Below are 21,957 nucleotides of genomic sequence, written 5' to 3'. Positions count from 1 at the left end.
AGCGCCATATACACAGCCCCATGGTATGAGAAAAATCTTGGAGATTTATAACTCCAAGAAAACACTCCATATAAAAGTATAAAGAAGGTGCGTCATAACTCTTTTTACCACGGAGTGCCACAGAGTATCACTGAGTATTTTGTTAATAATCAACAACTTTAAATCGCCTCCGTGTTACTCTGTGTCCTCTGTGGTGAGTTTCGACACACACTCTTTATTAATTAAATATATCTCCCATACGAATATTCCCACAAAGAAGTGAATCTCCCGCTTTAGGGGCTTCAGATTTTAAACAGAGTATTATTTTCTAAAAAAATTAGGGCAAATAGAACAAGTTTTCAATAAAAATGTTAGCTTTGTAATATGATCATTTAAAAACAAAAGATTATGAAAGGACTTAATGTATTAGCAGCTTTTCTGGGTGGTGCAGCCGTAGGCGCAGCCCTGGGTATTTTATTTGCTCCTGAAAAAGGAGAAGATACTCGTCACAAAATCGCAGAGATTCTTCGCAAAAAAGGTATCAAGTTGAATCGTAACGAAATGGAAAATCTCGTTGACGAAATTGCAGCCGAAATCAAAGGTGAAGTAATTGACTAAATGAACAAGACCAAAACAGAGCTATCATGTTTACAGACGATAAAAGCATTGAAAATATCCAGCAACTGTTTGCTGAGTTCAAGAAGTTTCTTGTGCTCCAAAAAGAGTATACCAAACTGGAATTGACGGAAAAATTAACGATACTCCTATCCACGTTAATTATGATTTTAGTGCTTACTATCTTAGGTATGGTAGCCCTGTTTTATCTGCTTTTTGCCTTGGCTTACATTCTTGAACCATTAGTAGGTGGATTGATGGTAAGTTTCGGCATCATAGCAGGCATCAATATCATATTGATCGCCATCATTTATTTTTTTCGCAGGCAACTTATCATTTCACCAATGGTAAATTTCCTTGCAAACCTGTTTCTCAACGATCCCGATAAAAAATGAAGCAATGAACAACAGCACACCTACTCCCCAAAAAATTACGCTGGAAGACATTGCTCAGCGTAAACAAGAAATATTGCAGGATATCCGCAACCAGAAACAAGCCATGGCGGATACTACCCGCCGGATTTTCGCCCCCCTTGCACCTGCAGCTTCAGGTGGTAGCTCACTGATGCGTTCTTTCAATACCGGTATGGCTATTTTTGACGGCGTCATGCTGGGCATGAAAATGATCCGCAAAGTTCGCGGACTTTTCCGGAAAAGATATTAAAAAAACACCCGGACATACATCATTGTATATCCGGGCATCTATTATTATCATGTGATATCAAGGAAGTCTTTACACGTACGTTTCCAGTAATTTCACATTGCCGCCTTGTGGAACAATCGTCACATCCTGAGTGGTGGCAGGAAGCAAAATCGTTTCTCCCGCACCAAGTGTCACCTCGTTGCCTTCATTATCGGTCATCAGACAAGAACCTTCTATACAAATGAAGATAACAAATGAATCCAGCTCTGAATAATCACAACTGATCTGCTCACTCATGTCATAAACCGACGTGGTAAAGTAAGGACAAGCCACCAACTCAACCGGTTCATCTTTCAGAGGTTCATATTTGGTACGATAGTCATCAAGCACTTCATAGTTGATTGCATCGAGTGCCTGGCTGGTATGCAACTCACGTGTTTTTCCATTCGCATCTTTACGATTGAAATCATAAATACGATAAGTAATATCCGAGGTCTGCTGGATTTCAGCGATGAATGCCCCCGCACCAATGCTATGGATACGTCCCGCAGGCAAAAAGAAAACATCGCCCGGATGGATTTCGTATTCCTGAAGCACATCTGTGATTGTATTATTGTACACGCGCTCTTTATATTCTTTCGGAGTAATCTGCTCAGAAAATCCCGAACGCAGTTTAGCCCCTTTATCGGCACCTACTACATACCACATCTCAGTTTTACCTTTTGAGTTGTGGCGCTTCTTAGCCAGTTCATCAGTTGGATGCACCTGTATAGACAGATCTTGCTTCGCATCGATAAACTTTATCAGCAAAGGAAACTCATTGCCAAAACGGGCATAGTTTGCTTCGCCTACCAGTTCCTCACGGTATTTTTTCACCATATCGGTCAGCGTAAGGCCTTTATCCGGACCATTAGCTACGACAGACTCGTTATTTTCTACGCCGGAAATTTCCCAGCTTTCCCCCACTCCCTTCAAATCATCTTTCAGATGCTTGAACGGGATAATTTTGTCGCCCCCCCAAAGCGTCTGCTTCAGAATGGGTTCGAATTTTAATGGATACATTTTTGTTTTTCTTGTTATAAACTTAGATTAAAAACTCATGATTTTAACAATCAAGGGACAAACATACGAAAAATATCAAATAATACACAAAATCCTGCCTTTTAATTAAAAGTAACATGAAAATTTTATCTTCACATTACAATTTTGGATGCTTTTTCGGGAAACGCTAAACTTTCCTAAATCGCCGAACAGATTTACAAGGAATAATTTGGGAGAACGAAAGAATTTCCCTTTATTTGCAAGAAATTTTAATAATACCAGACATGATTAACACATTCCCAACTGAAGGAAATCTGTCAGGGCTCAGCCGGAAAGATTTTCAAAAGGATATAAACGATAAGAAAACCGATTTGTTTATCCTCAAAAACAAGAAAGGAATGGAAGTTGCCGTAACAAACTACGGATGCGCCATTCTATCTATCATGGTTCCGGACAAAGACGGAAAATATGCCAACGTCGTACTCAGCTACGGCACACTGGATGCACTGATGCACGGACCGGAACCTTTCCTGAGCACCACTATCGGACGTTATGGCAACCGTATCGCCAAAGGTAAATTTACCTTGTATGGTGAAGAGCACAATCTCACAATCAACAATGGCCCTAATTCACTTCATGGCGGCCCCACAGGATTTCATGCCAGAGTTTGGGATGCCGAACAGATAGAGGAAGGCATGATCCGGTTTAACTATACTTCGGCAGACGGAGAAGAGGGCTTCCCCGGTAATCTGGAAGTGGAAATGATTTATCGCCTTGAAGAAGAAGAGAATGCAATTGTCATCGAATACCGTGCTACTACCGACAAAGCGACTGTCGTAAACCTGACCAACCACGGATTCTTTAATCTGGCAGGTACTGCCAATCCCACCCCAACAGTAGAAAACAACATCGTCACAATCAACGCAGATTTCTATACTCCGATAGATGAGGTATCCATTCCAACAGGAGAAATAGCCAAAGTAGAAGGCACTCCAATGGACTTCCGTACCCCGCACACCGTCGGTGAACGAATTAATGATAAATTCCAGCAATTGATACATGGTGCAGGTTATGACCATTGCTATGTACTAAACAAGATAGAAGCGGGTTCTCTGGACCTGGCAGCTACCTGCAAAGAGCCCAACAGCGGACGTACTATGGAAGTATACACCACAGAAGCAGGCGTACAACTATACACAGGTAACTGGCTGGGAGGTTTCGAAGGGACAAACGGAGCAACCTTCCCAGCACGAAGCGCAATCTGTTTCGAAGCGCAATGCTTCCCCGATACACCGAACAAAGCACATTTCCCGTCAGCTACGTTACTGCCGGGTGATGAATACCAGCAGGTAACTATCTATAAATTCGGAGTTGAAAAATAAATAAGGAAATAACTAACCTCATTTTTATAACTAACAACTTTTTAAAAACCATGACACAACAAAAAAAGAATTATGTGTTGCCTATTGCAATGATGTTTGCGCTTTTCGCAATGATTTCATTTGTAACAGGACTTACTAATCCGCTCGGACTTATTGTAAAAGAGCAATTCCAGGCTGCCAACTGGATGACGCAGCTGGGTAATGCAGCCAACTTCATAGCTTATGCCTTTATGGGACTGCCGGCAGGTATGATGCTCAAAAGAATCGGTTACAAAAAGACTGCCCTTACTGCCGTAGCCGTAGGATTTATCGGAGTAGGCATTCAAGTGCTATCGGGACAGATGGACTATCAGCCGGGCGAACTGACTGTATTCTGGGTTTATCTGACCGGTGCTTTTGTTTCAGGTTTCTCAATGTGTATGTTGAATGCGGTAGTAAACCCGCTGTTGAATACACTTGCAGGTGGTGGTAAAAAGGGTAATCAATTGATCCAGTTCGGTGGTTCTCTGAATTCTATTTCTGCTACGATCGTTCCGGTATTGGGTGGTTATCTGATCGGTACCATCAGCCAGGATACACGTATCAGTGATGCTAACCCTGCATTGTTCATCGCTATGGGTATCTTCGCTGTCGTATTCATCGTATTGGCCATCATGGACATTCCCGAGCCTCACAAAGAAAGTGCAAGCGATCATAAAGTAAAAGACACTCACAGCCCGCTTTCATTCCGCCACTTCGTTCTCGGAACAGTTGCTATTTTCGTATATGTAGGTGTGGAAGTAGGTATTCCTAACTTTATTAACCTGTTCCTGACCACTTCACCGGATGCGGCAGGTGCCAAAGGATTCGGTATGGATACAGCTATGGCAGGTTCAATCGTAGGCACCTATTGGTTCCTAATGATGATCGGCCGTCTGTGTGGAGGTGCTTTGGGAGCTAAGTTCTCAAGTAAAACTCAGTTGACAGTAGTTTCTTCACTGGCTCTGATCTTCTTGCTGATCGGTATGTTTGCCCCCAGTGCAACAACAGTAGCTATGCCTGTATTTAAAGGAGGTGCCAGCATCGGCTTCGGTATGGAAACAGTACCTGTAGGAATCATGTTCTTCGCACTTTGCGGACTCTGTACTTCTATCATGTGGGGTGGTATCTTCAATCTGGCAGTAGAAGGATTGGGTAAATACACAGCAATGGCTTCCGGTATCTTCATGGTAATGGTTTGCGGTGGTGGTATTCTCCCGCTGATCCAGGGCGCTGTAGCCGATGTAACCAGCAGTTATATTGCAAGTTACTGGGTAATCTTCGCAGCTGTAGCATACATGCTGTATTATGCACTTGTAGGTTGCAAGAATGTAAATAAGGATATTCCTGTTGAATAAAAACATAAATAATAACTTTTAATACCAAAACGATCATGGATATAGAACACGTAAGAAGTCGCTTCATCAAACATTTTGATGGAACTACAGGATTTGTATATGCCTCTCCGGGCCGTATCAATCTCATTGGCGAACATACCGACTACAATGGCGGATTTGTTTTCCCGGGAGCTATCGATAAAGGAATGATTGCCGAAATCAAGCCAAATGGCACAGACAAAGTAAATGCTTATTCTATCGACCTGAAAGATTATGTTACTTTCGGATTGAACGAAGAAGATGCTCCGCGCGCCAGTTGGGCAAGATATATATTCGGCGTATGCCGTGAAATGATCAAACGTGGTGTTGATGTAAAAGGATTCAATACAGCTTTTTCCGGAGATGTGCCTCTGGGTGCGGGTATGTCCTCTTCAGCAGCTTTGGAAAGTACTTATGCTTTCGCACTGAATGATCTGTTCGGTGAGAATAAAATAGACAAGTTTGAATTAGCCAAAATAGGACAGGCTACAGAACACAACTATTGTGGTGTAAACTGTGGTATTATGGACCAGTTTGCTTCTGTATTCGGAAAAGAAGGCAGCCTGATCCGCTTGGACTGCCGTTCTCTGGAGTACCAGTACTTCCCGTTCAAACCGGAAGGTTATCGTCTGGTATTGCTTGATTCGGTTGTAAAACATGAACTGGCTTCATCAGCATACAACAAACGCCGTCAGAGCTGTGAAGCTGCCGTAGCTGCTATCCAGAAAAAACATCCTCATGTAGAATTCCTGCGTGACTGTACAATGGATATGCTGGCAGAAGCAAAAGCTGATATCAGTGCAGAAGATTATATGCGTGCCGAATATGTAATCGAAGAAATCCAACGCGTACTCGATGTATGTGATGCTCTGGAAAAAGGAGATTACGAAACCGTAGGCAAGAAAATGTATGAAACTCACCATGGCATGAGCAAACTTTACGAGGTAAGCTGCGAAGAGCTTGACTTCTTGAACGACTGCGCTAAAGAATGTGGCGTAACCGGCTCACGTGTAATGGGTGGCGGTTTCGGTGGTTGCACCATTAACCTGGTAAAAGACGAATTGTATGACAACTTCATCGAAAAAGCCAAAGAATCATTTAAAGCTAAATTCGGCAGAAGCCCGAAAGTGTATGATGTAGTTATCAGTGACGGTTCAAGAAAACTGGCATAAAGATTTAAAAACTAATATTCAGAAGGCAAGGCACATCCTAAACAGATGTGCCTTTCTTTTTGTTATGTAAAAAAGCTATCTTTTTATGGTAGATAAATCCCACTAAAAGGTTATCTTTGCGAAAAATCTGAAAAAACTAAATTAATCAATAGATATGAACGATAGTAAACTTATGAATCGTGCGGCTGATAATATCCGCATATTAGCTGCGTCGATGGTAGAAAAAGCCAATTCGGGACACCCGGGAGGCGCCATGGGCGGTGCTGATTTTGTGAACGTACTCTTCTCTGAGTTTTTGGTATACGATCCGCAAAATCCACGTTGGGAAGGTCGCGACCGCTTTTTCCTCGACCCGGGACACATGTCACCGATGCTTTATTCCGTATTGGCTTTCACCGGAAAATATACATTGGACGAATTAAAGCAATTCCGTCAGTGGGGCAGCCCTACTCCGGGACACCCTGAAGTGAATGTAGACCGTGGCGTTGAAAACACTTCCGGCCCGCTGGGACAAGGACACACTTATGCAGTAGGTGCAGCCATTGCAGCAAAATTCCTGAAAGCCCGCTTCGGCGAAATAATGAACCAGACTATCTACGCATACATATCTGACGGAGGTATCCAGGAAGAAATTTCCCAAGGTGCAGGCCGTATAGCCGGTACACTCGGACTGGACAACCTGATTATGTTCTACGATTCAAACGACGTACAGCTTTCTACCAACACAGAAGATGTGACAACCGAAAACGTAGCCATGAAATATGAAGCATGGGACTGGAAAGTAATCACAATCAACGGCAATGACCCGGACGAAATACGTAAAGCTTTGATTGAAGCCAAAGCTGAGAAGAGCCGTCCGACCCTGATCATCGGTAAAACCACCATGGGTAAAGGAGCACGCCGGGCAGATGGAACCAGTTATGAAGCCGATTGTGCAACACACGGTGCACCGTTAGGCGGTGACGCATATGTAAATACAATCAAGAATCTAGGTGGAAATCCGGAAGCTCCATTCACTATATTCCCCGAAGTGGCCGAACTGTACGCAAAACGCGCGGAAGAGCTGAAAAAAATTGTTGCCGGAAAATATGCAGCCAAAGCAGAATGGGCAAAGGCGAATCCCGAACTGGCCGCTAAATTGACAGAGTTCTTCTCAGGAAAAGCCCCGAAAGTAAATTGGGATGCCATAGAACAGAAAGCAGGCGGAGCAACCCGTGCCGGGTCTGCAACCGTATTAGGTGCATTGGCCACTCAGGTAGAAAATATGATCGTGTCTTCGGCTGACTTGTCTAATTCAGACAAAACAGACGGTTTCCTGAAAAAGACCCATGCATTCAAAAAAGGCGACTTCAGCGGTGCCTTCCTGCAAGCAGGAGTTTCTGAGTTGAGTATGGCTTGCATCTGCATCGGTATGTCTCTGCACGGAGGTATTATTGCTGCATGCGGTACATTTTTTGTCTTCTCGGACTATATGAAACCGGCTCTTCGCATGGCTGCCCTGATGGAGCAACCGGTGAAGTTTATCTGGACTCACGATGCATTCCGTGTCGGAGAAGACGGACCTACTCACGAACCGGTAGAGCAAGAAGCACAAGTACGTCTGCTTGAAAAGCTGAAAAACCATAAAGGACACAACTCGATGTTGGTACTCCGTCCGGCAGATGTAGAAGAAACAACAATTGCGTGGAAGCTCGCCATGGAAAATATGTCGACTCCTACAGCACTGATCCTTTCACGCCAGAACATCGTTAACCTGCCCGTAGGAACCGATTATTCACAGGCTGCTAAAGGTGCTTACATCATTGCAGATGCCGATGAAAATCCAGATGTAATCCTGGTAGCTTCGGGATCGGAAGTTTCCACACTGGTTGCCGGTGCCGAACTTCTGCGCAAAGAAGGTGTAAAAGTCCGCATCGTTTCTGCTCCGTCCGAAGGATTGTTCCGCAATCAAAGTAAAGAATATCAGGAATCGATACTCCCTGCAGGTGCCAAAGTATTTGGTCTGACAGCCGGACTACCGGTGAATCTTGAAGGTCTGGTAGGTTCCAACGGTAAAGTATTCGGTCTTGAGTCCTTCGGTTTCTCCGCACCATACAAAGTACTGGATGAAAAGCTTGGATTCACAGCAGAAAACGTATACAATCAGGTAAAATCAATGCTCTGATCAATCATTCAATGTGCTAATGTGCCAGTTCTTCCGGACTGGGGCATTAGCACATTCACTATATTAGCACATTAAAGAAAAATGAAGAAAATTGGAATTTGTTGCGACCATGCCGGTTTTGAATTAAAAGAATATGTAAGAGGTTGGCTGGAAGCAAAAGGCTGGGAATACAAAGACTTTGGAACATACTCGACAGACAGCTGTGACTATCCCGACTTTGCCCACCCGCTGGCTCTGGCTGTAGAAGCCGGTGAATGCTATCCGGGAATTGCCATTTGTGGCAGTGGAAACGGTATCAGTATGACACTTAACAAACATCAAGGTATACGTGCGGCACTTTGCTGGTCAGCAGAAATTGCACACATGGCACGCCTGCACAACGATGCAAACGTACTGGTCATGCCCGGCCGTTATATCAGTACCGAAGAAGCGGACATGATTATGACGGAGTTCTTCTCGACTGAATTTGAGGGCGGACGCCATCAAAAACGTATTGATAAGATCCCGGTAAAGTAAAACCATACGGTCTCATATCAGTAGAACGCCAATTCTTATAATAATACGAGGCTGTGTCGAAACTCTTTTCACCACGGAGTAAGACAGAGTAGCACAGAGTCTTTTTTTGCTAATAATCAACAACTTAAAATCATCTCTGTGTTACTCTGTGTCCTCGGTGGTGAGTTTCGACACACCCTCTTCTATTTACAGGCAATCCGGCATACTTCTCTATCAGTGCTTCTCCTTACGTTCAGACTCACCTTCTTCAGTATAATATTTCCACGTACCTTTAGGTTGATTATTTGCATACTTCCCACGGAATTTCAGTTTACCATTTTCGTAATATTCACGGTAACGACCATGACGTTTTCCTTCTTTAATCTCCGCTTCGCTTTTCAAAGCACCTTCCGGATAAAACTCCCGTAATACATTTCCCGGAAGAAGAAGTTCATTGATTACCAAGTGATAAGAATACCTTAAATTAAGCACATTAAGATATAAAAAACATAATTCTTCAAAAGTCTGATATAATCAAAGAATTGTAAACAGTAGGAGCTACAAATACCTACAAACACATCAAAAGAGTATCAGATTGACAAAGAGGCATACTATACTCAGATCTCTATTTTCTTCGGTTTTCCTATTTTTCACAATAGAGATGAACAGGTTAAAAGATAAAAAGCTATCTTTGTGACTCAATAATCCGGAAAATCAAAAGATATGGATCAACTGAAAACCATCAAAGAGCTTATCAACCAAGGAGATATAGAAAAGGCGCTTCAGGCACTTGACGAATTTCTCCGGACTGAACCAGTCGAAAAAGATGAAGCTTACTATCTGATGGGAAATGCTTACCGCAAATTGGGAAACTGGCAAAAAGCTCTCAACAATTATCAATCCGCCATCGAACTCAATCCCGACAGCCCGGCTCTCCAGGCACGCAAGATGGTGATGGATATTTTAAATTTCTACAATAAAGATATGTATAATCAATAAACGTAATAAAGACAGATTATGGCAAAAATCAAAGGAGCAATCGTAGTCGACACGGAGCGTTGCAAGGGGTGCAACCTGTGTGTGGTAGCTTGTCCGCTCAACGTAATATCCCTCGCCAAAGAGGTGAATGTAAAAGGGTATAATTATGCCCAGCAGATTCTTGAAGATACCTGTAACGGATGCAGTTCATGCGCAACTGTATGCCCGGACGGATGTATCTCTGTTTATAAAGTTAAAGTAGAATAAAAGAAAAGAATATGGCAGAAGAAGTTGTATTAATGAAAGGAAACGAAGCCATCGCCCATGCGGCCATCCGCTGTGGTGCCGACGGATACTTCGGATATCCTATTACTCCGCAATCGGAGGTGTTGGAAACTCTTGCCGAACTGAGACCCTGGGAAACTACCGGTATGGTAGTTCTTCAGGCAGAAAGTGAAGTGGCAGCTATCAATATGGTTTATGGCGGTGCCGGCAGCGGCAAAATGGTGATGACTTCATCATCAAGCCCCGGTGTCAGCCTGAAACAGGAAGGTATCTCTTATCTGGCAGGTGCCGAACTTCCATGTCTGATCGTGAATGTGATGCGCGGTGGTCCCGGATTGGGTACCATCCAGCCCAGTCAGGCAGACTATTTCCAGACAGTGAAAGGAGGAGGGCATGGCGACTATAAACTTATCGCACTGGCTCCGGCATCTGTTCAGGAAATGGCAGATTTTGTCGGACTCGCTTTCGAGCTTGCGTTTAAATATCGCAATCCGGCAATCATCCTTGCAGATGGTGTCATCGGACAGATGATGGAAAAAGTCGTTCTTCCTCCCGCCAAAGCTCGTCGTACGGAAGCAGAAGTCATAGCACAATGTCCTTGGGCTTCTACCGGAAAGACGAAAGACCGCAAGCCCAACATCATTACTTCACTGGAGTTGCGTCCGGAAGAGATGGAAAAGAACAACCTGCGCTTCCAGGCGAAGTACAGAGTAATTGAAGAAAACGAAGTACGTTTCGAAGAAATAGACTGCGAAGATGCAGAATATCTGATCGTAGCTTTTGGCTCAATGGCACGTATCGGTCAGAAAGCCATGGAGCTGGCACGTGAAGAAGGCATTAAAGTCGGTATGCTTCGTCCCATCACTTTATGGCCGTTCCCGACAAAAGCAATTGCCGAGTATGCCAATAAGGTAAAAGGTATGCTGGTAACTGAGCTGAACGCCGGACAGATGGTAGAAGACGTCCGCTTAGCGGTAAACGGAAAAGTGAAAGTAGAACATTTCGGCCGCCTGGGAGGCATTGTTCCTGACCCGGACGAAATAGTAACTGCATTGAAAGAACAATTAATCAAATAACTACAGTACGATGAATCCCGATAAAATAAGAAACGTATTGAACATACTGTTTATGATATTGGCCCTGGCGGCTATTATCACCTACTTCGTAGCGAAGGATGACTTTAAGGTGTTTATCTACGTATGCGGCGCGGCAATCTTTGTCAAGCTGATGGAGTTTTTTATACGGTTCACCAACAGATAAGTTTCTGAGTTTTTGTGTTTTCAAATCCGTGAGACTTAAAACCTCCGAACTTAAAACCATAAGTTCAGTGACTTAAAGATAAAAAAAAGAAGTTATGACGAAAGAAGAAATAATCAAGCCCGAGAATCTGGTTTATAAAAAACCGACTCTGATGAATGACAATGGCATGCACTATTGCCCGGGTTGCAGCCACGGCGTGGTACATAAACTGATTGCCGAAGTAATTGAGGAAATGGGATTGGAAGACAAAGCAGTCGGTATCTCACCTGTAGGTTGCGCTGTATTCATATATAATTACCTTGACATCGACTGGCAAGAGGCTGCCCATGGACGTGCACCCGCGCTTGCCACAGCCATCAAGCGCCTCTGGCCTGACCGCCTGGTATTTACTTACCAGGGAGACGGCGACCTTGCCTGCATCGGTACGGCAGAAACCATCCATGCACTGAATCGTGGTGAAAATATTACGATTGTCTTCATCAACAACGCCATCTACGGTATGACCGGAGGACAAATGGCTCCTACAACCCTGATGGGAATGAAGACGGCTACCTGCCCTTACGGACGTGATCCGGAACTCCACGGCTATCCGCTGAAGATTACTGAAATCGCTGCTCAACTGGAAGGTACAGCTTACGTAACCCGCCAATCGGTACAAACAGTTCCCGCCATCCGAAAAGCTAAAAAAGCGATTCGTAAAGCATTCGAGAACTCAATGAACGGAAAAGGTTCCAACTTGGTAGAAATCGTTTCAACCTGTAGTTCCGGATGGAAAATGACTCCGGAGAAAGCCAACAAATGGATGGAAGAACACATGTTCCCGTTCTATCCTTTGGGCGACCTGAAAGATAAATAATAATTTAATATTATTAAGATGAAAGAAGAAATAATTATAGCAGGATTCGGTGGACAGGGTGTACTGTCTATGGGAAAGATTTTAGCTTACTCCGGACTGATGGAAGGCAAAGAAGTGACCTGGATGCCGGCTTATGGTCCTGAACAACGTGGCGGTACAGCCAACGTTACAGTCATTGTAAGCGACGACAAAATATCCTCACCGATTTTGAGTAAATATGACACAGCCATCATTCTGAATCAGCCGTCACTTGAAAAGTTCGAAAGCCGTGTGAAACCGGGAGGTATCCTGATTTATGACGGATACGGAATCATTAACCCTCCTACCCGCAAAGATATCAAAGTATACCGCATCGACGCAATGGACGCGGCCAACGAGATGAACAATGCCAAGGCATTCAACATGATTGTACTGGGAGGATTACTGAAGCTTCGCCCCATCGTTACATTAGAGAATGTAGTGAAAGGCCTGAAGAAAACATTACCCGAACGTCACCATCACTTGATTCCGATGAATGAAGAAGCCATCAAAAAAGGTATGGAACTGATCAGAGAGGTTTAAGCCGACCGAGAATTGAGAATCGAAATTTAAAAATTATTAGCTATGCCACAGCCCGGGAAACCGGATAATTTTTAAAATTCAATTCTCAATTCTCATTTTAATAAGTATCTTTGCGGCTAATTATGAGACGAATCCTACTTACATATATACTCCTTGTCGTAGGTTTACTGACCGCACAGGCACAGTTCAATCCTACACAACAAGTCGATCCCCGTACCGGTAGAGATGCCAACGGTAACCAGATAGACCCGGCCATGCGGGTGCATGAGGACAGTACAGACGTTGAAATACAAGGACTTCCCCCAAAACTCTATATGTGGCATGTCAGCGAAAACCTGGGAACAATCCAGAAAATACCCGCTGATACGGCAACCCACATGTTTCAAAACACCAATTTAGTGGAAGGCCTGAGAGGGCATTATAATTATCTGGGTAACTTAGGTTCTCCCCGCCTGTCACGTCTCTTTTTCGAACGCCGTGACGCAGAACCGACCATTTTTATGGAGCCATTCTCCAGTTTTTTTGTCCGTCCTGACGAATTCAACTTTACCAACAGTAACGTACCTTTCACCAATCTTACCTACTATAAAGCCGGCAATAAGGTGAACGGAGAGGAGCGATTTAAGTCCTATTTCTCAGTAAATGTAAACAAACAACTGGCATTTGGTTTCAATTTCGATTATCTGTACGGACGGGGATATTACAACAATCAAAACACTTCTTTCTTTAATGCCGCACTCTTCGGAAGTTATATAGGCGACCGCTACGAAGCGACATTGCTTTATAGCAACAACTATCTAAAGATGAATGAAAACGGCGGTATCACCGATGACCGTTATATCACCCGCCCGGAAGAAATGGCAGAGGGAAAAAAGGAATATGAATCACAGAACATTCCCACCCTGTTAAGCAAAAGTGCCAATCGTAACAAGGACTTTTACATATTCCTCACCCAACGTTACAAACTGGGATTCACTCGTGAAGTGGCCAAAGCCAAAGACGATACCACCAGTACGGAAAAGACGGAATTTGTTCCGGTTACCAGCTTCATCCATACAATGAAAGTGGAACGTGCCCGCCACCAGTTCACTTCGGAGGACGAATTGTACAAAATCTACCCGGAAGCGTATATCCAGCCGGGCAATAAGCTGGTGAATGACTCTACCAGCTATATCGGAGTAAAAAATACATTGGGAATCGCTTTGCTTGAAGGTTTTAATAAATATGCCAAAGCCGGATTGACTGCCTTTATCTCACATAAGCTAAGCAATTACCGGCTAATGGACAGAGACTCCGTGAGTGTAGATAAATACAGTGAACACGAAGTTTTTGTCGGGGGTGAATTGGCCAAACGTCAGGGAAAAACGCTCCATTACCGTGCCATGGGCGAAGTAGGTATTCTGGATAAAGCGATTGGGCAGTTCCGTGTCAATGCCGATCTCGACCTGAACTTCCGCTTATGGAAAGATACGGTCAGCTTTATTGCCCGTGGATCAATCAGTAATACCCTCCCGGCATTTTATATGCGTCATTATCATTCTAAATACTTCTACTGGGATAATGACAATATGGACAAAGAGTTCCGCACACGCCTGGAAGGCGAGCTGAACATCGAGCATTGGCAGACCCACCTGAAAGCCGGAGTAGAAAATATTAAAAACTATACGTACTTCAATCAAAAGGCACTCCCTCAGCAGAATGACGGTAATATTCAGGTGCTTTCCGCCACTCTGTCGCAGAATTTCCGATTGGGTATTTTCCATCTGGACAATGAAGTGACCTGGCAAAAGTCGAGCAACACTACCGTATTGCCCTTACCGGAGCTTTCACTTTACCATAATTTCTACATCCAGACAACCTTGGCGAAAAAAGTGCTTCATGTGCAGTTGGGAGCCGATGTACGCTATTTTACCAAGTATTATGCCCCGGCATATACCCCGGCCATCCAGCAGTTTCATCTGCAACCGGAAGACGATCAGGTAAAGATTGGCGGTTACCCCATCATCAATGTATATGCCAACCTGCAACTGAAACGCACGCGTCTTTTCGCAATGATGTATCACGTCAATCAGGGAATGGGTAACTCGAATTACTTCCTGTCGCCCCACTATCCCATCAATCCGCGCCTGTTTAAGATCGGTGTTTCCTGGAACTTCTACGATTAATCGCTACCATGAATCTATTGAAGCCTAAATATCTGAGATATGTAGTATTAGGACTGATATCAGCCCTCGTTGTCACATTCTGGCCTCGTAAAGAGAAGCCGCAAGGACATCCGCGCGACTACGCAGAGATCGAAGAAAGCGGCATCCTCCATGCCGCCACGGAATATAACTCCATCAGTTTTTATGTGGATGGAGATACCGTTTCGGGATTTCATTATGAACTGATAGAGGCATTTGCCCGTGACAAGGGCTTGCAAGTACAGGTCTCCCCGGTGATGAGTTTCAACCAACGGCTGGAAGGATTGGCCAATGGCACCTATGACGTAGTAGCTTATGGTATACCGACAACAAGTGAACTGAAAGACTCCCTGCTCCTCACCTCACCCATTATCTTGAGCAAACAAGTCCTGGTGCAACGCAAAGCCGAAGAAAACGACTCGCTTGCCATCAGAAGCCAACTCGACCTGGCCGGCAAAACACTGAACGTCGTAAAAGGTTCTCCATCCATTCTTCGGATACACAACCTCAGCAATGAAATAGGTGATACAATCTACGTAAACGAAGTAGCAAAATATGGTTCCGAACAACTGATCGCAATGGTTGCGCATGGAGATATCGATTTTGCCGTATGCGACGAGAGTATAGCCCGGATGGCCGCAGATTCATTGCCTCAACTCGATATTAATACCGCCATCAGTTTCACCCAATTTTACTCGTGGGGAGTCAGCAAGCAGTCCCCTGCTCTGCTCGACAGCCTGAATACATGGCTGTCCGGCTTCCGAAAGAAAGGTGAATATCAGGCCATCTATCGTAAATACTACGGAAAGCAGTAACAACTCCCTCCCCTTCTTTCCAATTCATTTAAAGACTACGATTACCAGTTGCGCAACTGGTAGCATACGGAGTTGTGCAACCGGAGAATGTAAACTAAGAAACGGGCACAGAGAGTCTCTATTATGATAACTGTAAATCATTCGTCGCTTTCAGCAGAATTGAGTATATTTGCGGATGGATAAATAAAAAAGATATGAGCGATAAGATTATAAAATGGGGATTCATTGGTTGCGGAGAAGTAACCAAATACAAAAGCGGACCTGCCTTTCAGAAAGTAGAAGGTTCCAAAGTCATAGCAGTCATGAGTCGTGACGGCAATAAGGCCAAAGCTTATGCCAAAGAACGGAACATTCCGAAGTGGTATGACGATGCACAGGAGCTGATTGACGACCCGGATGTAAATGCCGTATACATAGCCACTCCTCCCTCTTCACACGCCACTTATGCCATCATGTCCATGAAAGCCGGAAAACCGGTATATATCGAAAAGCCAATGGCACAAACTTACGAAGAATGCGCCCGTATCAACCGTATTTCTCAAGAGACAGGAGTGCCTTGCTTTGTAGCTTACTACCGACGTTATCTGCCTTACTTTATGAAAGTCAAGGAACTGGTAGACAAAGGAATTATCGGAAATGTGATTAACGTACAGATCCGTTTCGCTCAACCCCCACGCGACCTGGATTACAACAGAGAGAACCTGCCTTGGCGTGTACAGGCAGACATTGCCGGAGGAGGATATTTTTATGACCTTGCCCCCCACCAGATCGATCTTCTACAGGAAATGTTCGGTTGTATTCTTGAAGCCAGCGGATATAAGAGTAACCGTGGGGGACTTTATCCAGCAGAAGATACATTGAGTGCTTGTTTCCAGTTCGACAACGGTCTGGTAGGAAGCGGTTCATGGTGCTTCGTTGCCCATGATTCGGCTCGCGAAGACCGCATTGAGATTATCGGTGATAATGGCATGATCTGTTTCTCCGTATTCACCTATGACCCGATTGCCCTTCACACCGAAAGAGGACGTGAAGAAATAGTTGTAGAAAACCCCGAACACGTGCAGCAGCCTTTGATTCAAGCCGTGGTAGACCATCTTCTTGGAAAATCGACTTGTTCCTGTGACGGCGAAAGTGCCACAACTACCAATTGGGTCATGGATAAAATACTTGGAAAGATCTAAACGATAAACGTTTTGAACGATGAATGAATCATCCACGCTGAACGATCAACGGTGAACAATGACTGATGAACAATAGAGATTGTTTTTTCCTTATGCTTTCGGCCTATTAAAGCACCATTCATCATTGATCGTTCAGCGCTGATAATTAGTTCATCGTTTTTTTTATCTTTTCCATGTCACGTTTTCCTTCCTCTTCCGTCTTGCTTATGTAAATGGAACTAAAACAATTCAAAATAGCCGTTCTTCCACTCCGCAACAAATTACTTAATTATGCGCGGAAGTTGACCGATGACCATTCGGATGCTGAAGATGCCGTGCAAGAAGTAATGCTGAAACTATGGAACCTCCGCCTGAAACTGGACGAGTACCACAGCATTGAAGCACTTGCCATGACAATGACGCACCATACCTGTATGGACATCTGGCGGGGAAAACATATGGACAACCTATCGCTCGACAGCGTACAAGCTGCCAGTCCGTCTGCCACCCCCGAACGCTTACTGGAAGAGAAAGACGAATTCCGCCTGATGCGCGAAATAATCGGCACGCTACCACCTCTGCAACAAACCATCCTGAGGATGAAAGATGTTGAAGAGTATGAAAACGAGGAAATCGCCGAGATAACAGGATGCGGTGCCGAAGCCATCCGCAGCAACCTAAGCAGGGCACGGAAAAAAGTGAGAGACATTTACCAACAAACCATACAACAAAGAAAAAGGAGAAACGAAGCATGAATATAGAAGAATTATTGAACAAGTATTTTGAAGGGGAAACCAACTGTGAGGAAGAACGTGAGCTCCGCCGTTTTTTCACTCAGGGCATCGTACCGGAACATCTGCAGATGTATGGTCCGATGTTTGCTTTCTTCAGCGAAGAGAACCGGCAAAGCAAGACTGCCGGCTCCGGAGTTCCGAAAACTTCTGTTCCTCTGCGCCGCCGTCTACTATACATATTCAGCGGAATAGCTGCCGGAATGTTGATTGTGCTGGGTATCGCCGGCCTCAACCAACATTTCAGCACCTCTACCGGAAATTATGTAATCATCGACGGAAAATGCTATACCGACACCCGACTGGTGCGCGAACAGGCCATGGTAGCATTCCGTGATGTCAGTATCAGCGAAGAGGAAGTGTTTGCCACGCTATTCTCCGAATAAAAAAAGAAAACAATAAAAGAAACGATGTATGAATAAAGTCATTCGCACCACATGGATTGTCCTGCTGCTCACCGTTGCCTCGGGCATGGTAAGAGCACAACAGGGACTGCAAATAGCTTCCATATTCCAGAAATACGGCAAACAGAAAGGAGTGACTATGGTAGAGTTATCCAATGAGATGCTGGAAACCTATCAGATGACTCTCTATAAAAGCCTTGTTTTTAAAGACGTCGAAGAAGCTTTGCCCGATATTCTCAACTGCCTGGAAGCCGACAAGAGAAAGGCCAGGAAAGTAAAGGAAGTAGTAGCAGGCGGACAAATACAGTCCGGCTATTATCAGTTACCCCAACTAAAAGAAGATGTCAACCGGTTCATCCTCTTCAAAACCGGCAAGAAAGGCTCGGCTACCTTGATTTACATCGAAGGCGAGTTGGATGCAGATGATTTGGTAACCATGTTATTTATGAAGAAAAACTAAACATTATAAGAGTATGAAACACATTTATTTATTACTGTTTATGCTGATCCCGATGGCGGGAATGGCTCAAGAAAGCGTTTCGCAAGACACGACTCTTTACGTAAACGGACGCAAAATCCTGATTAAAGAAAAAGAGGGGAAAATAAAGGTAAAACTTTACGAACAGTCTTCGCGCGGCGATACGATAGAGAACGATCAGATATTCGAAGGAATCTATACGGACGGACAAACAACCGAACGCCGCACAGCATTCACCATGCCTTTTGTCAAGAGAAAGAACTATTACCGGTTTGAACCGCATATTGCCGGGATCTATATGGGATACGCACGGCTCTCCGACGGTATCAATTTCAACACTCCGAACGGATTGGACGTCAATGCAAATAAGTCTTGGGAAATTGGTTTTAACCTGTTTCAAGGTTCCCTGACGCTCTCACGTGATCGCCAATGGGGCATAACGACAGGCTTAGGCTGGGGATATCGCTCCTTCCGTCTGGGTGGCAACTACGCTTTCAGACAAACCGATGGAATCACAAACATTGTTCCGGGGATTCCAGATGAAGAAGTTTACAGCAAAAGCCGGTTACGCTATTTCTATTTCCGCATTCCGGTAACATTGGAATGGCAAAAAAGATTTAGCCACAGTAACGGACACGGTCCTCTATTCTTCTCAGCCGGACTTGAGGCAGAAATCCGCCACGGGGTTAAGTCAAAGGCGAAAGTAAACGGACATAAAGAAAATTTAGGCAATAACCTGAATGTTCATCCGATAGGTATCAACCTTTTGGCACAGGCAGGTTATGGCGATATCGGAGTTTATTTGCGCTATTCTACCTACAGCCTCTTCGAACACAAGAAAGGACCCCAACTTTATCCTTACTCTTTCGGCCTCTGCTGGTATTGGTAACAATAGCCCCCAGCGGTCAGCCGCCGCATCCCGGCAGATGAAAGTAACCTGTCAATCCGTAAAGAATAGGCCGATTTCTTAACTTGAAGGAACAATCTATCGTTCTTATTGTTTATATTTGCAAAAAACAGATAACAATATCAACGATAGATTTTTTTATATCACATGACCAAAGAAGAACTAATGCGGAAAGCGATTGAGCTTTCCAAAGAAAATGTAGCAAACGGAGGAGGCCCTTTCGGAGCCGTTATCGCAAAAAATGGAGAAATAGTAGCCACAGGTGTTAACCGCGTAACAGCTTCGTGCGATCCCACCGCTCACGCAGAAGTAAGCGCTATCCGTGCTGCCGCCTCAAAACTGGGAACTTTTAACCTGAGCGGTTACGAGATTTACACCTCTTGCGAACCATGTCCCATGTGCCTGGGTGCTATCTATTGGGCCCGATTAGACAAGATGTACTATGGCAATAACAAGACAGATGCCAAAAACATCGGATTCGACGACTCGTTTATCTACGATGAATTGGAACTGAAACCTGATGACAGGAAGTTGCCATCCGAGATATTACTTCACGACGAAGCAATCAAAGCTTTTGAGGAGTGGATGAAGAAAGAAGATAAGATAGAGTACTGATAAAACAAGAATCCCCGAAGAACACTGCATCGTTCTTCGGGGATTTCTATACACACAAAAGTTATAATTTAATTGCTTGGGAATCTGTTTAGAAACGCAGACCTAAAGTAAACAATACCTGGCTACGGGTATTTGTTACCTTGGTTGTTTCCGGTGTCAGCACCGTAGTTGCGTTGTTCTCCTCATACTTATTTACGAACGGATAGAAATCTTCTTTATATGCAGAGAATTTATAAGCCAAATCTGCATAGAACATAGATCCACGATATCCAATACCCAAAGTATAATTGCTCAAAGCTTTCGTATTTGCCCAATCAGTATCTGTCTGGATAGAATAAAAAGGCATATCTTTGAAAGCATCTCCATGGAAAATTGCCGAAGAGTAATTATAACCGGCACGCAAAGCAAACTGGGGAATCACTTTATATTCAAGGCCAAGACGGAGGGTATTTACACCTTTCATCATAGGTCTCGTGCTATTTTCAAACGTAAACTCTGAACTTGAACCGGTCGGTCCTCGGAACTTCATCGTTGAATAATCCTGATATTCATATTCAGCACCTAATGCCAGACTGGTACCCACGGTGTATCCTAAACTTACATTGTAAGTCCACGGAGTCTGAAGCCGGAATTCACGTACCATATCTCCATTTCCGGGTAACTTGTCCCTTGTATCTATAGACCACTGATCTATCTTCCCTGTCTCAACATTCAGCACATCCGATTCCAAATAAGCACTGGTCTTATAATCCAAATTATAGAATGTAGGAGTATGGATAGCAAGACCGATACGGAACGGAGAATCTTCGAACGGACGAAGAATTGTACCTAATTTTACATCAAAGCCCGAACCTCTTACTTTATTCCAACTTCTTAAGTTGTAATTCTGTGGTGCATGTGCTCCTGTATATGCTTCAGAATAATAAGTGTACTTACTATAATCAACAGCATATGCTCCAATAGTCAATCCCAGATAAAACCGATCATTAAAATTGAAAGCAATATTAAAATCATACTGATCGATTCCTCCACGTTCCTGTGAGCTAAAGTTGGCAACACCATCATCATACATACCATAATAATTGCCCGGTGTTGTATACAGTGGTTTACCATTGACGTCATATCTTTGATTCCCATCTTTATCCACATACGGAGGATTAGGCTTGCCGGCTGCATTCATTTTATCAGTTGTAATATCACTAATCAACCAACCGTCATATCCCAATATGGAAAGCCATCCTATCTCCGGATCATCGTAAGGATGATCTCCCCATTTTGATATACCGCTTGCCTGTTCGGCCATCTGATAGGTCTGCGAACTGTTACCAAGTCCTCCTGTCATCTTCATATTCTTATAAAAAGACTTAGCCTTGTGATAGTTAAATCCAAAATTCACATAACGCAATGAAGTTGCATTACCTATTTTTGTAGCAAACACAAAACCCAGGTTATCAAAAGAGCCTTGGATTTTATCCGAGCTTAATTTATTCCCTAAATACTTACTTTCGGTCCCATACGAAGAAAAGCCAAAAGAAGTCATAAAATCATTGCTACGATAAATACCGATACCCGCAGGGTTAGTTCCAATTGTAGAGATATCACCTCCCAAAGCCCCCATAGCACCGCCCATTCCTACAAAACGGGCTGTTCCATTCAGATCTTTTCCTGTTATCTTGGCAGCATCGTACACAGTTTGTGCACCTATTGGGGCTGCTGCTACCAGCAGCCCTAAAGTTGCTAAAGTTATTATTTTTTTCATCGTCAAATGCCTTTTAAAGTT

The 21,957-nt window shown here is 43.9% G+C and carries 24 protein-coding genes and 1 pseudogene; 22 read left to right on the top strand and 3 right to left on the bottom strand.

The window, feature by feature from the left end; translation table 11 throughout:
* The first annotated feature begins 387 nt into the window (after nucleotides 1-387).
* From R3O62_RS12320 to R3O62_RS12310, 3 genes are read left to right on the top strand one after another with little or no spacing between them, the layout of a single operon-like run.
* Complete coding sequence (locus R3O62_RS12320; RefSeq protein WP_005776445.1) at nucleotides 388-597, top strand: YtxH domain-containing protein; 210 nt, start codon at nucleotides 388-390, stop codon at nucleotides 595-597.
* 26 nt (nucleotides 598-623) lie between these two features.
* Nucleotides 624-989: a phage holin family protein gene (locus tag R3O62_RS12315; RefSeq protein WP_005776444.1), complete on the top strand. Its 366-nt coding sequence runs from the start codon at nucleotides 624-626 to the stop codon at nucleotides 987-989.
* A gap of 4 nt (nucleotides 990-993) precedes the next feature.
* Complete coding sequence (locus tag R3O62_RS12310) at nucleotides 994-1,257, top strand: hypothetical protein (protein WP_005809055.1); 264 nt, start codon at nucleotides 994-996, stop codon at nucleotides 1,255-1,257.
* Nucleotides 1,258-1,326: 69 nt separating this feature from the next.
* Here the strand turns inward: R3O62_RS12310 and R3O62_RS12305 are convergent, their stop codons facing one another.
* A complete protein-coding gene (locus R3O62_RS12305) occupies nucleotides 1,327-2,298 on the bottom strand; it encodes a type I phosphomannose isomerase catalytic subunit (RefSeq protein ID WP_005776441.1) in 972 nt (323 codons plus the stop codon).
* Between the two features lie 263 nt (nucleotides 2,299-2,561).
* Between R3O62_RS12305 and R3O62_RS12300 the strand changes: the two genes are divergently transcribed.
* The 5 genes from R3O62_RS12300 (at nucleotide 2,562) to rpiB (ending at nucleotide 8,905) form a co-directional block, all read left to right on the top strand.
* Complete coding sequence (locus R3O62_RS12300; protein WP_005776439.1) at nucleotides 2,562-3,659, top strand: aldose epimerase family protein; 1,098 nt, start codon at nucleotides 2,562-2,564, stop codon at nucleotides 3,657-3,659.
* 50 nt (nucleotides 3,660-3,709) lie between these two features.
* The gene (locus R3O62_RS12295) at nucleotides 3,710-5,035 is read left to right on the top strand and encodes an MFS transporter (protein ID WP_005809061.1); all 1,326 of its coding nucleotides are present in this window, start codon (nucleotides 3,710-3,712) and stop codon (nucleotides 5,033-5,035) included.
* 35 nt (nucleotides 5,036-5,070) lie between these two features.
* Entirely contained in the window at nucleotides 5,071-6,225 is a 1,155-nt protein-coding gene (galK, locus tag R3O62_RS12290; RefSeq protein WP_005776437.1) for a galactokinase, read from the top strand.
* A 154-nt stretch (nucleotides 6,226-6,379) separates the two neighbouring features.
* Nucleotides 6,380-8,389 (top strand): transketolase family protein, encoded by a 2,010-nt coding sequence (locus R3O62_RS12285; protein ID WP_005819299.1) that lies wholly within the window; start codon nucleotides 6,380-6,382, stop codon nucleotides 8,387-8,389.
* Between the two features lie 81 nt (nucleotides 8,390-8,470).
* The gene (gene rpiB, locus R3O62_RS12280) at nucleotides 8,471-8,905 is read left to right on the top strand and encodes a ribose 5-phosphate isomerase B (RefSeq protein ID WP_005776435.1); all 435 of its coding nucleotides are present in this window, start codon (nucleotides 8,471-8,473) and stop codon (nucleotides 8,903-8,905) included.
* A 213-nt stretch (nucleotides 8,906-9,118) separates the two neighbouring features.
* On the opposite strand, the pseudogene R3O62_RS12275 reads toward rpiB, so the two are convergent.
* A pseudogene (locus R3O62_RS12275) lies at nucleotides 9,119-9,322 on the bottom strand (hypothetical protein); the annotation flags it as partial.
* Between the two features lie 285 nt (nucleotides 9,323-9,607).
* On the opposite strand from R3O62_RS12275, the gene R3O62_RS12270 reads away from it, so the two are divergent.
* The 14 genes from R3O62_RS12270 to R3O62_RS12205 all read left to right on the top strand — a co-directional run bounded on the left by R3O62_RS12270 (nucleotide 9,608) and on the right by R3O62_RS12205 (nucleotide 20,177).
* The gene (locus tag R3O62_RS12270; protein ID WP_317472614.1) at nucleotides 9,608-9,883 is read left to right on the top strand and encodes a tetratricopeptide repeat protein; all 276 of its coding nucleotides are present in this window, start codon (nucleotides 9,608-9,610) and stop codon (nucleotides 9,881-9,883) included.
* An 18-nt stretch (nucleotides 9,884-9,901) separates the two neighbouring features.
* Nucleotides 9,902-10,129 (top strand): 4Fe-4S dicluster domain-containing protein, encoded by a 228-nt coding sequence (locus R3O62_RS12265; protein WP_005776432.1) that lies wholly within the window; start codon nucleotides 9,902-9,904, stop codon nucleotides 10,127-10,129.
* 11 nt (nucleotides 10,130-10,140) lie between these two features.
* Nucleotides 10,141-11,223: a 3-methyl-2-oxobutanoate dehydrogenase subunit VorB gene (locus tag R3O62_RS12260; protein WP_005776431.1), complete on the top strand. Its 1,083-nt coding sequence runs from the start codon at nucleotides 10,141-10,143 to the stop codon at nucleotides 11,221-11,223.
* A gap of 10 nt (nucleotides 11,224-11,233) precedes the next feature.
* Entirely contained in the window at nucleotides 11,234-11,407 is a 174-nt protein-coding gene (locus tag R3O62_RS12255) for a hypothetical protein (protein WP_005776430.1), read from the top strand.
* Between the two features lie 94 nt (nucleotides 11,408-11,501).
* Nucleotides 11,502-12,263: a thiamine pyrophosphate-dependent enzyme gene (locus tag R3O62_RS12250; protein ID WP_005776427.1), complete on the top strand. Its 762-nt coding sequence runs from the start codon at nucleotides 11,502-11,504 to the stop codon at nucleotides 12,261-12,263.
* 18 nt (nucleotides 12,264-12,281) lie between these two features.
* Nucleotides 12,282-12,824, top strand: a complete 543-nt coding sequence (locus R3O62_RS12245) for a 2-oxoacid:acceptor oxidoreductase family protein (protein WP_005776426.1) — start codon at nucleotides 12,282-12,284, stop codon at nucleotides 12,822-12,824.
* A 122-nt stretch (nucleotides 12,825-12,946) separates the two neighbouring features.
* Complete coding sequence (locus R3O62_RS12240; protein ID WP_032531881.1) at nucleotides 12,947-14,989, top strand: putative porin; 2,043 nt, start codon at nucleotides 12,947-12,949, stop codon at nucleotides 14,987-14,989.
* Nucleotides 14,990-14,997: 8 nt separating this feature from the next.
* Complete coding sequence (locus R3O62_RS12235; protein ID WP_005809076.1) at nucleotides 14,998-15,822, top strand: transporter substrate-binding domain-containing protein; 825 nt, start codon at nucleotides 14,998-15,000, stop codon at nucleotides 15,820-15,822.
* A 194-nt stretch (nucleotides 15,823-16,016) separates the two neighbouring features.
* Nucleotides 16,017-17,003, top strand: a complete 987-nt coding sequence (locus R3O62_RS12230) for a Gfo/Idh/MocA family protein (protein WP_032531880.1) — start codon at nucleotides 16,017-16,019, stop codon at nucleotides 17,001-17,003.
* 212 nt (nucleotides 17,004-17,215) lie between these two features.
* Nucleotides 17,216-17,737, top strand: coding sequence for an RNA polymerase sigma factor (locus R3O62_RS12225; RefSeq protein WP_032539793.1), 522 nt, complete (start codon nucleotides 17,216-17,218; stop codon nucleotides 17,735-17,737).
* Nucleotides 17,734-18,159, top strand: coding sequence for a hypothetical protein (locus R3O62_RS12220; RefSeq protein WP_269109625.1), 426 nt, complete (start codon nucleotides 17,734-17,736; stop codon nucleotides 18,157-18,159). The genes R3O62_RS12225 and R3O62_RS12220 overlap by 4 nt, the downstream gene beginning before the upstream one ends.
* A 28-nt stretch (nucleotides 18,160-18,187) precedes the next feature.
* Nucleotides 18,188-18,637 carry a DUF6108 family protein gene (locus R3O62_RS12215; RefSeq protein ID WP_269109624.1) on the top strand — a complete coding sequence of 150 codons (450 nt, stop codon included), beginning with the start codon at nucleotides 18,188-18,190 and terminating at the stop codon, nucleotides 18,635-18,637.
* Between the two features lie 13 nt (nucleotides 18,638-18,650).
* Nucleotides 18,651-19,544 carry a hypothetical protein gene (locus tag R3O62_RS12210; protein WP_269109623.1) on the top strand — a complete coding sequence of 298 codons (894 nt, stop codon included), beginning with the start codon at nucleotides 18,651-18,653 and terminating at the stop codon, nucleotides 19,542-19,544.
* Between the two features lie 165 nt (nucleotides 19,545-19,709).
* Nucleotides 19,710-20,177 carry a nucleoside deaminase gene (locus R3O62_RS12205; protein ID WP_217737395.1) on the top strand — a complete coding sequence of 156 codons (468 nt, stop codon included), beginning with the start codon at nucleotides 19,710-19,712 and terminating at the stop codon, nucleotides 20,175-20,177.
* An 88-nt stretch (nucleotides 20,178-20,265) separates the two neighbouring features.
* Here R3O62_RS12205 and R3O62_RS12200 read toward each other — a convergent pair whose 3' ends face one another.
* Nucleotides 20,266-21,936, bottom strand: coding sequence for an OmpP1/FadL family transporter (locus R3O62_RS12200; RefSeq protein WP_032531876.1), 1,671 nt, complete (start codon nucleotides 21,934-21,936; stop codon nucleotides 20,266-20,268).
* Nucleotides 21,937-21,957 lie beyond the last annotated feature (21 nt).

Origin of the sequence: Bacteroides hominis (genome assembly GCF_033042785.2) — a bacterium.
GTDB classification, from domain to species: domain Bacteria; phylum Bacteroidota; class Bacteroidia; order Bacteroidales; family Bacteroidaceae; genus Bacteroides; species Bacteroides hominis.
This window is presented reverse-complemented; position numbering and strand designations above follow the sequence as displayed.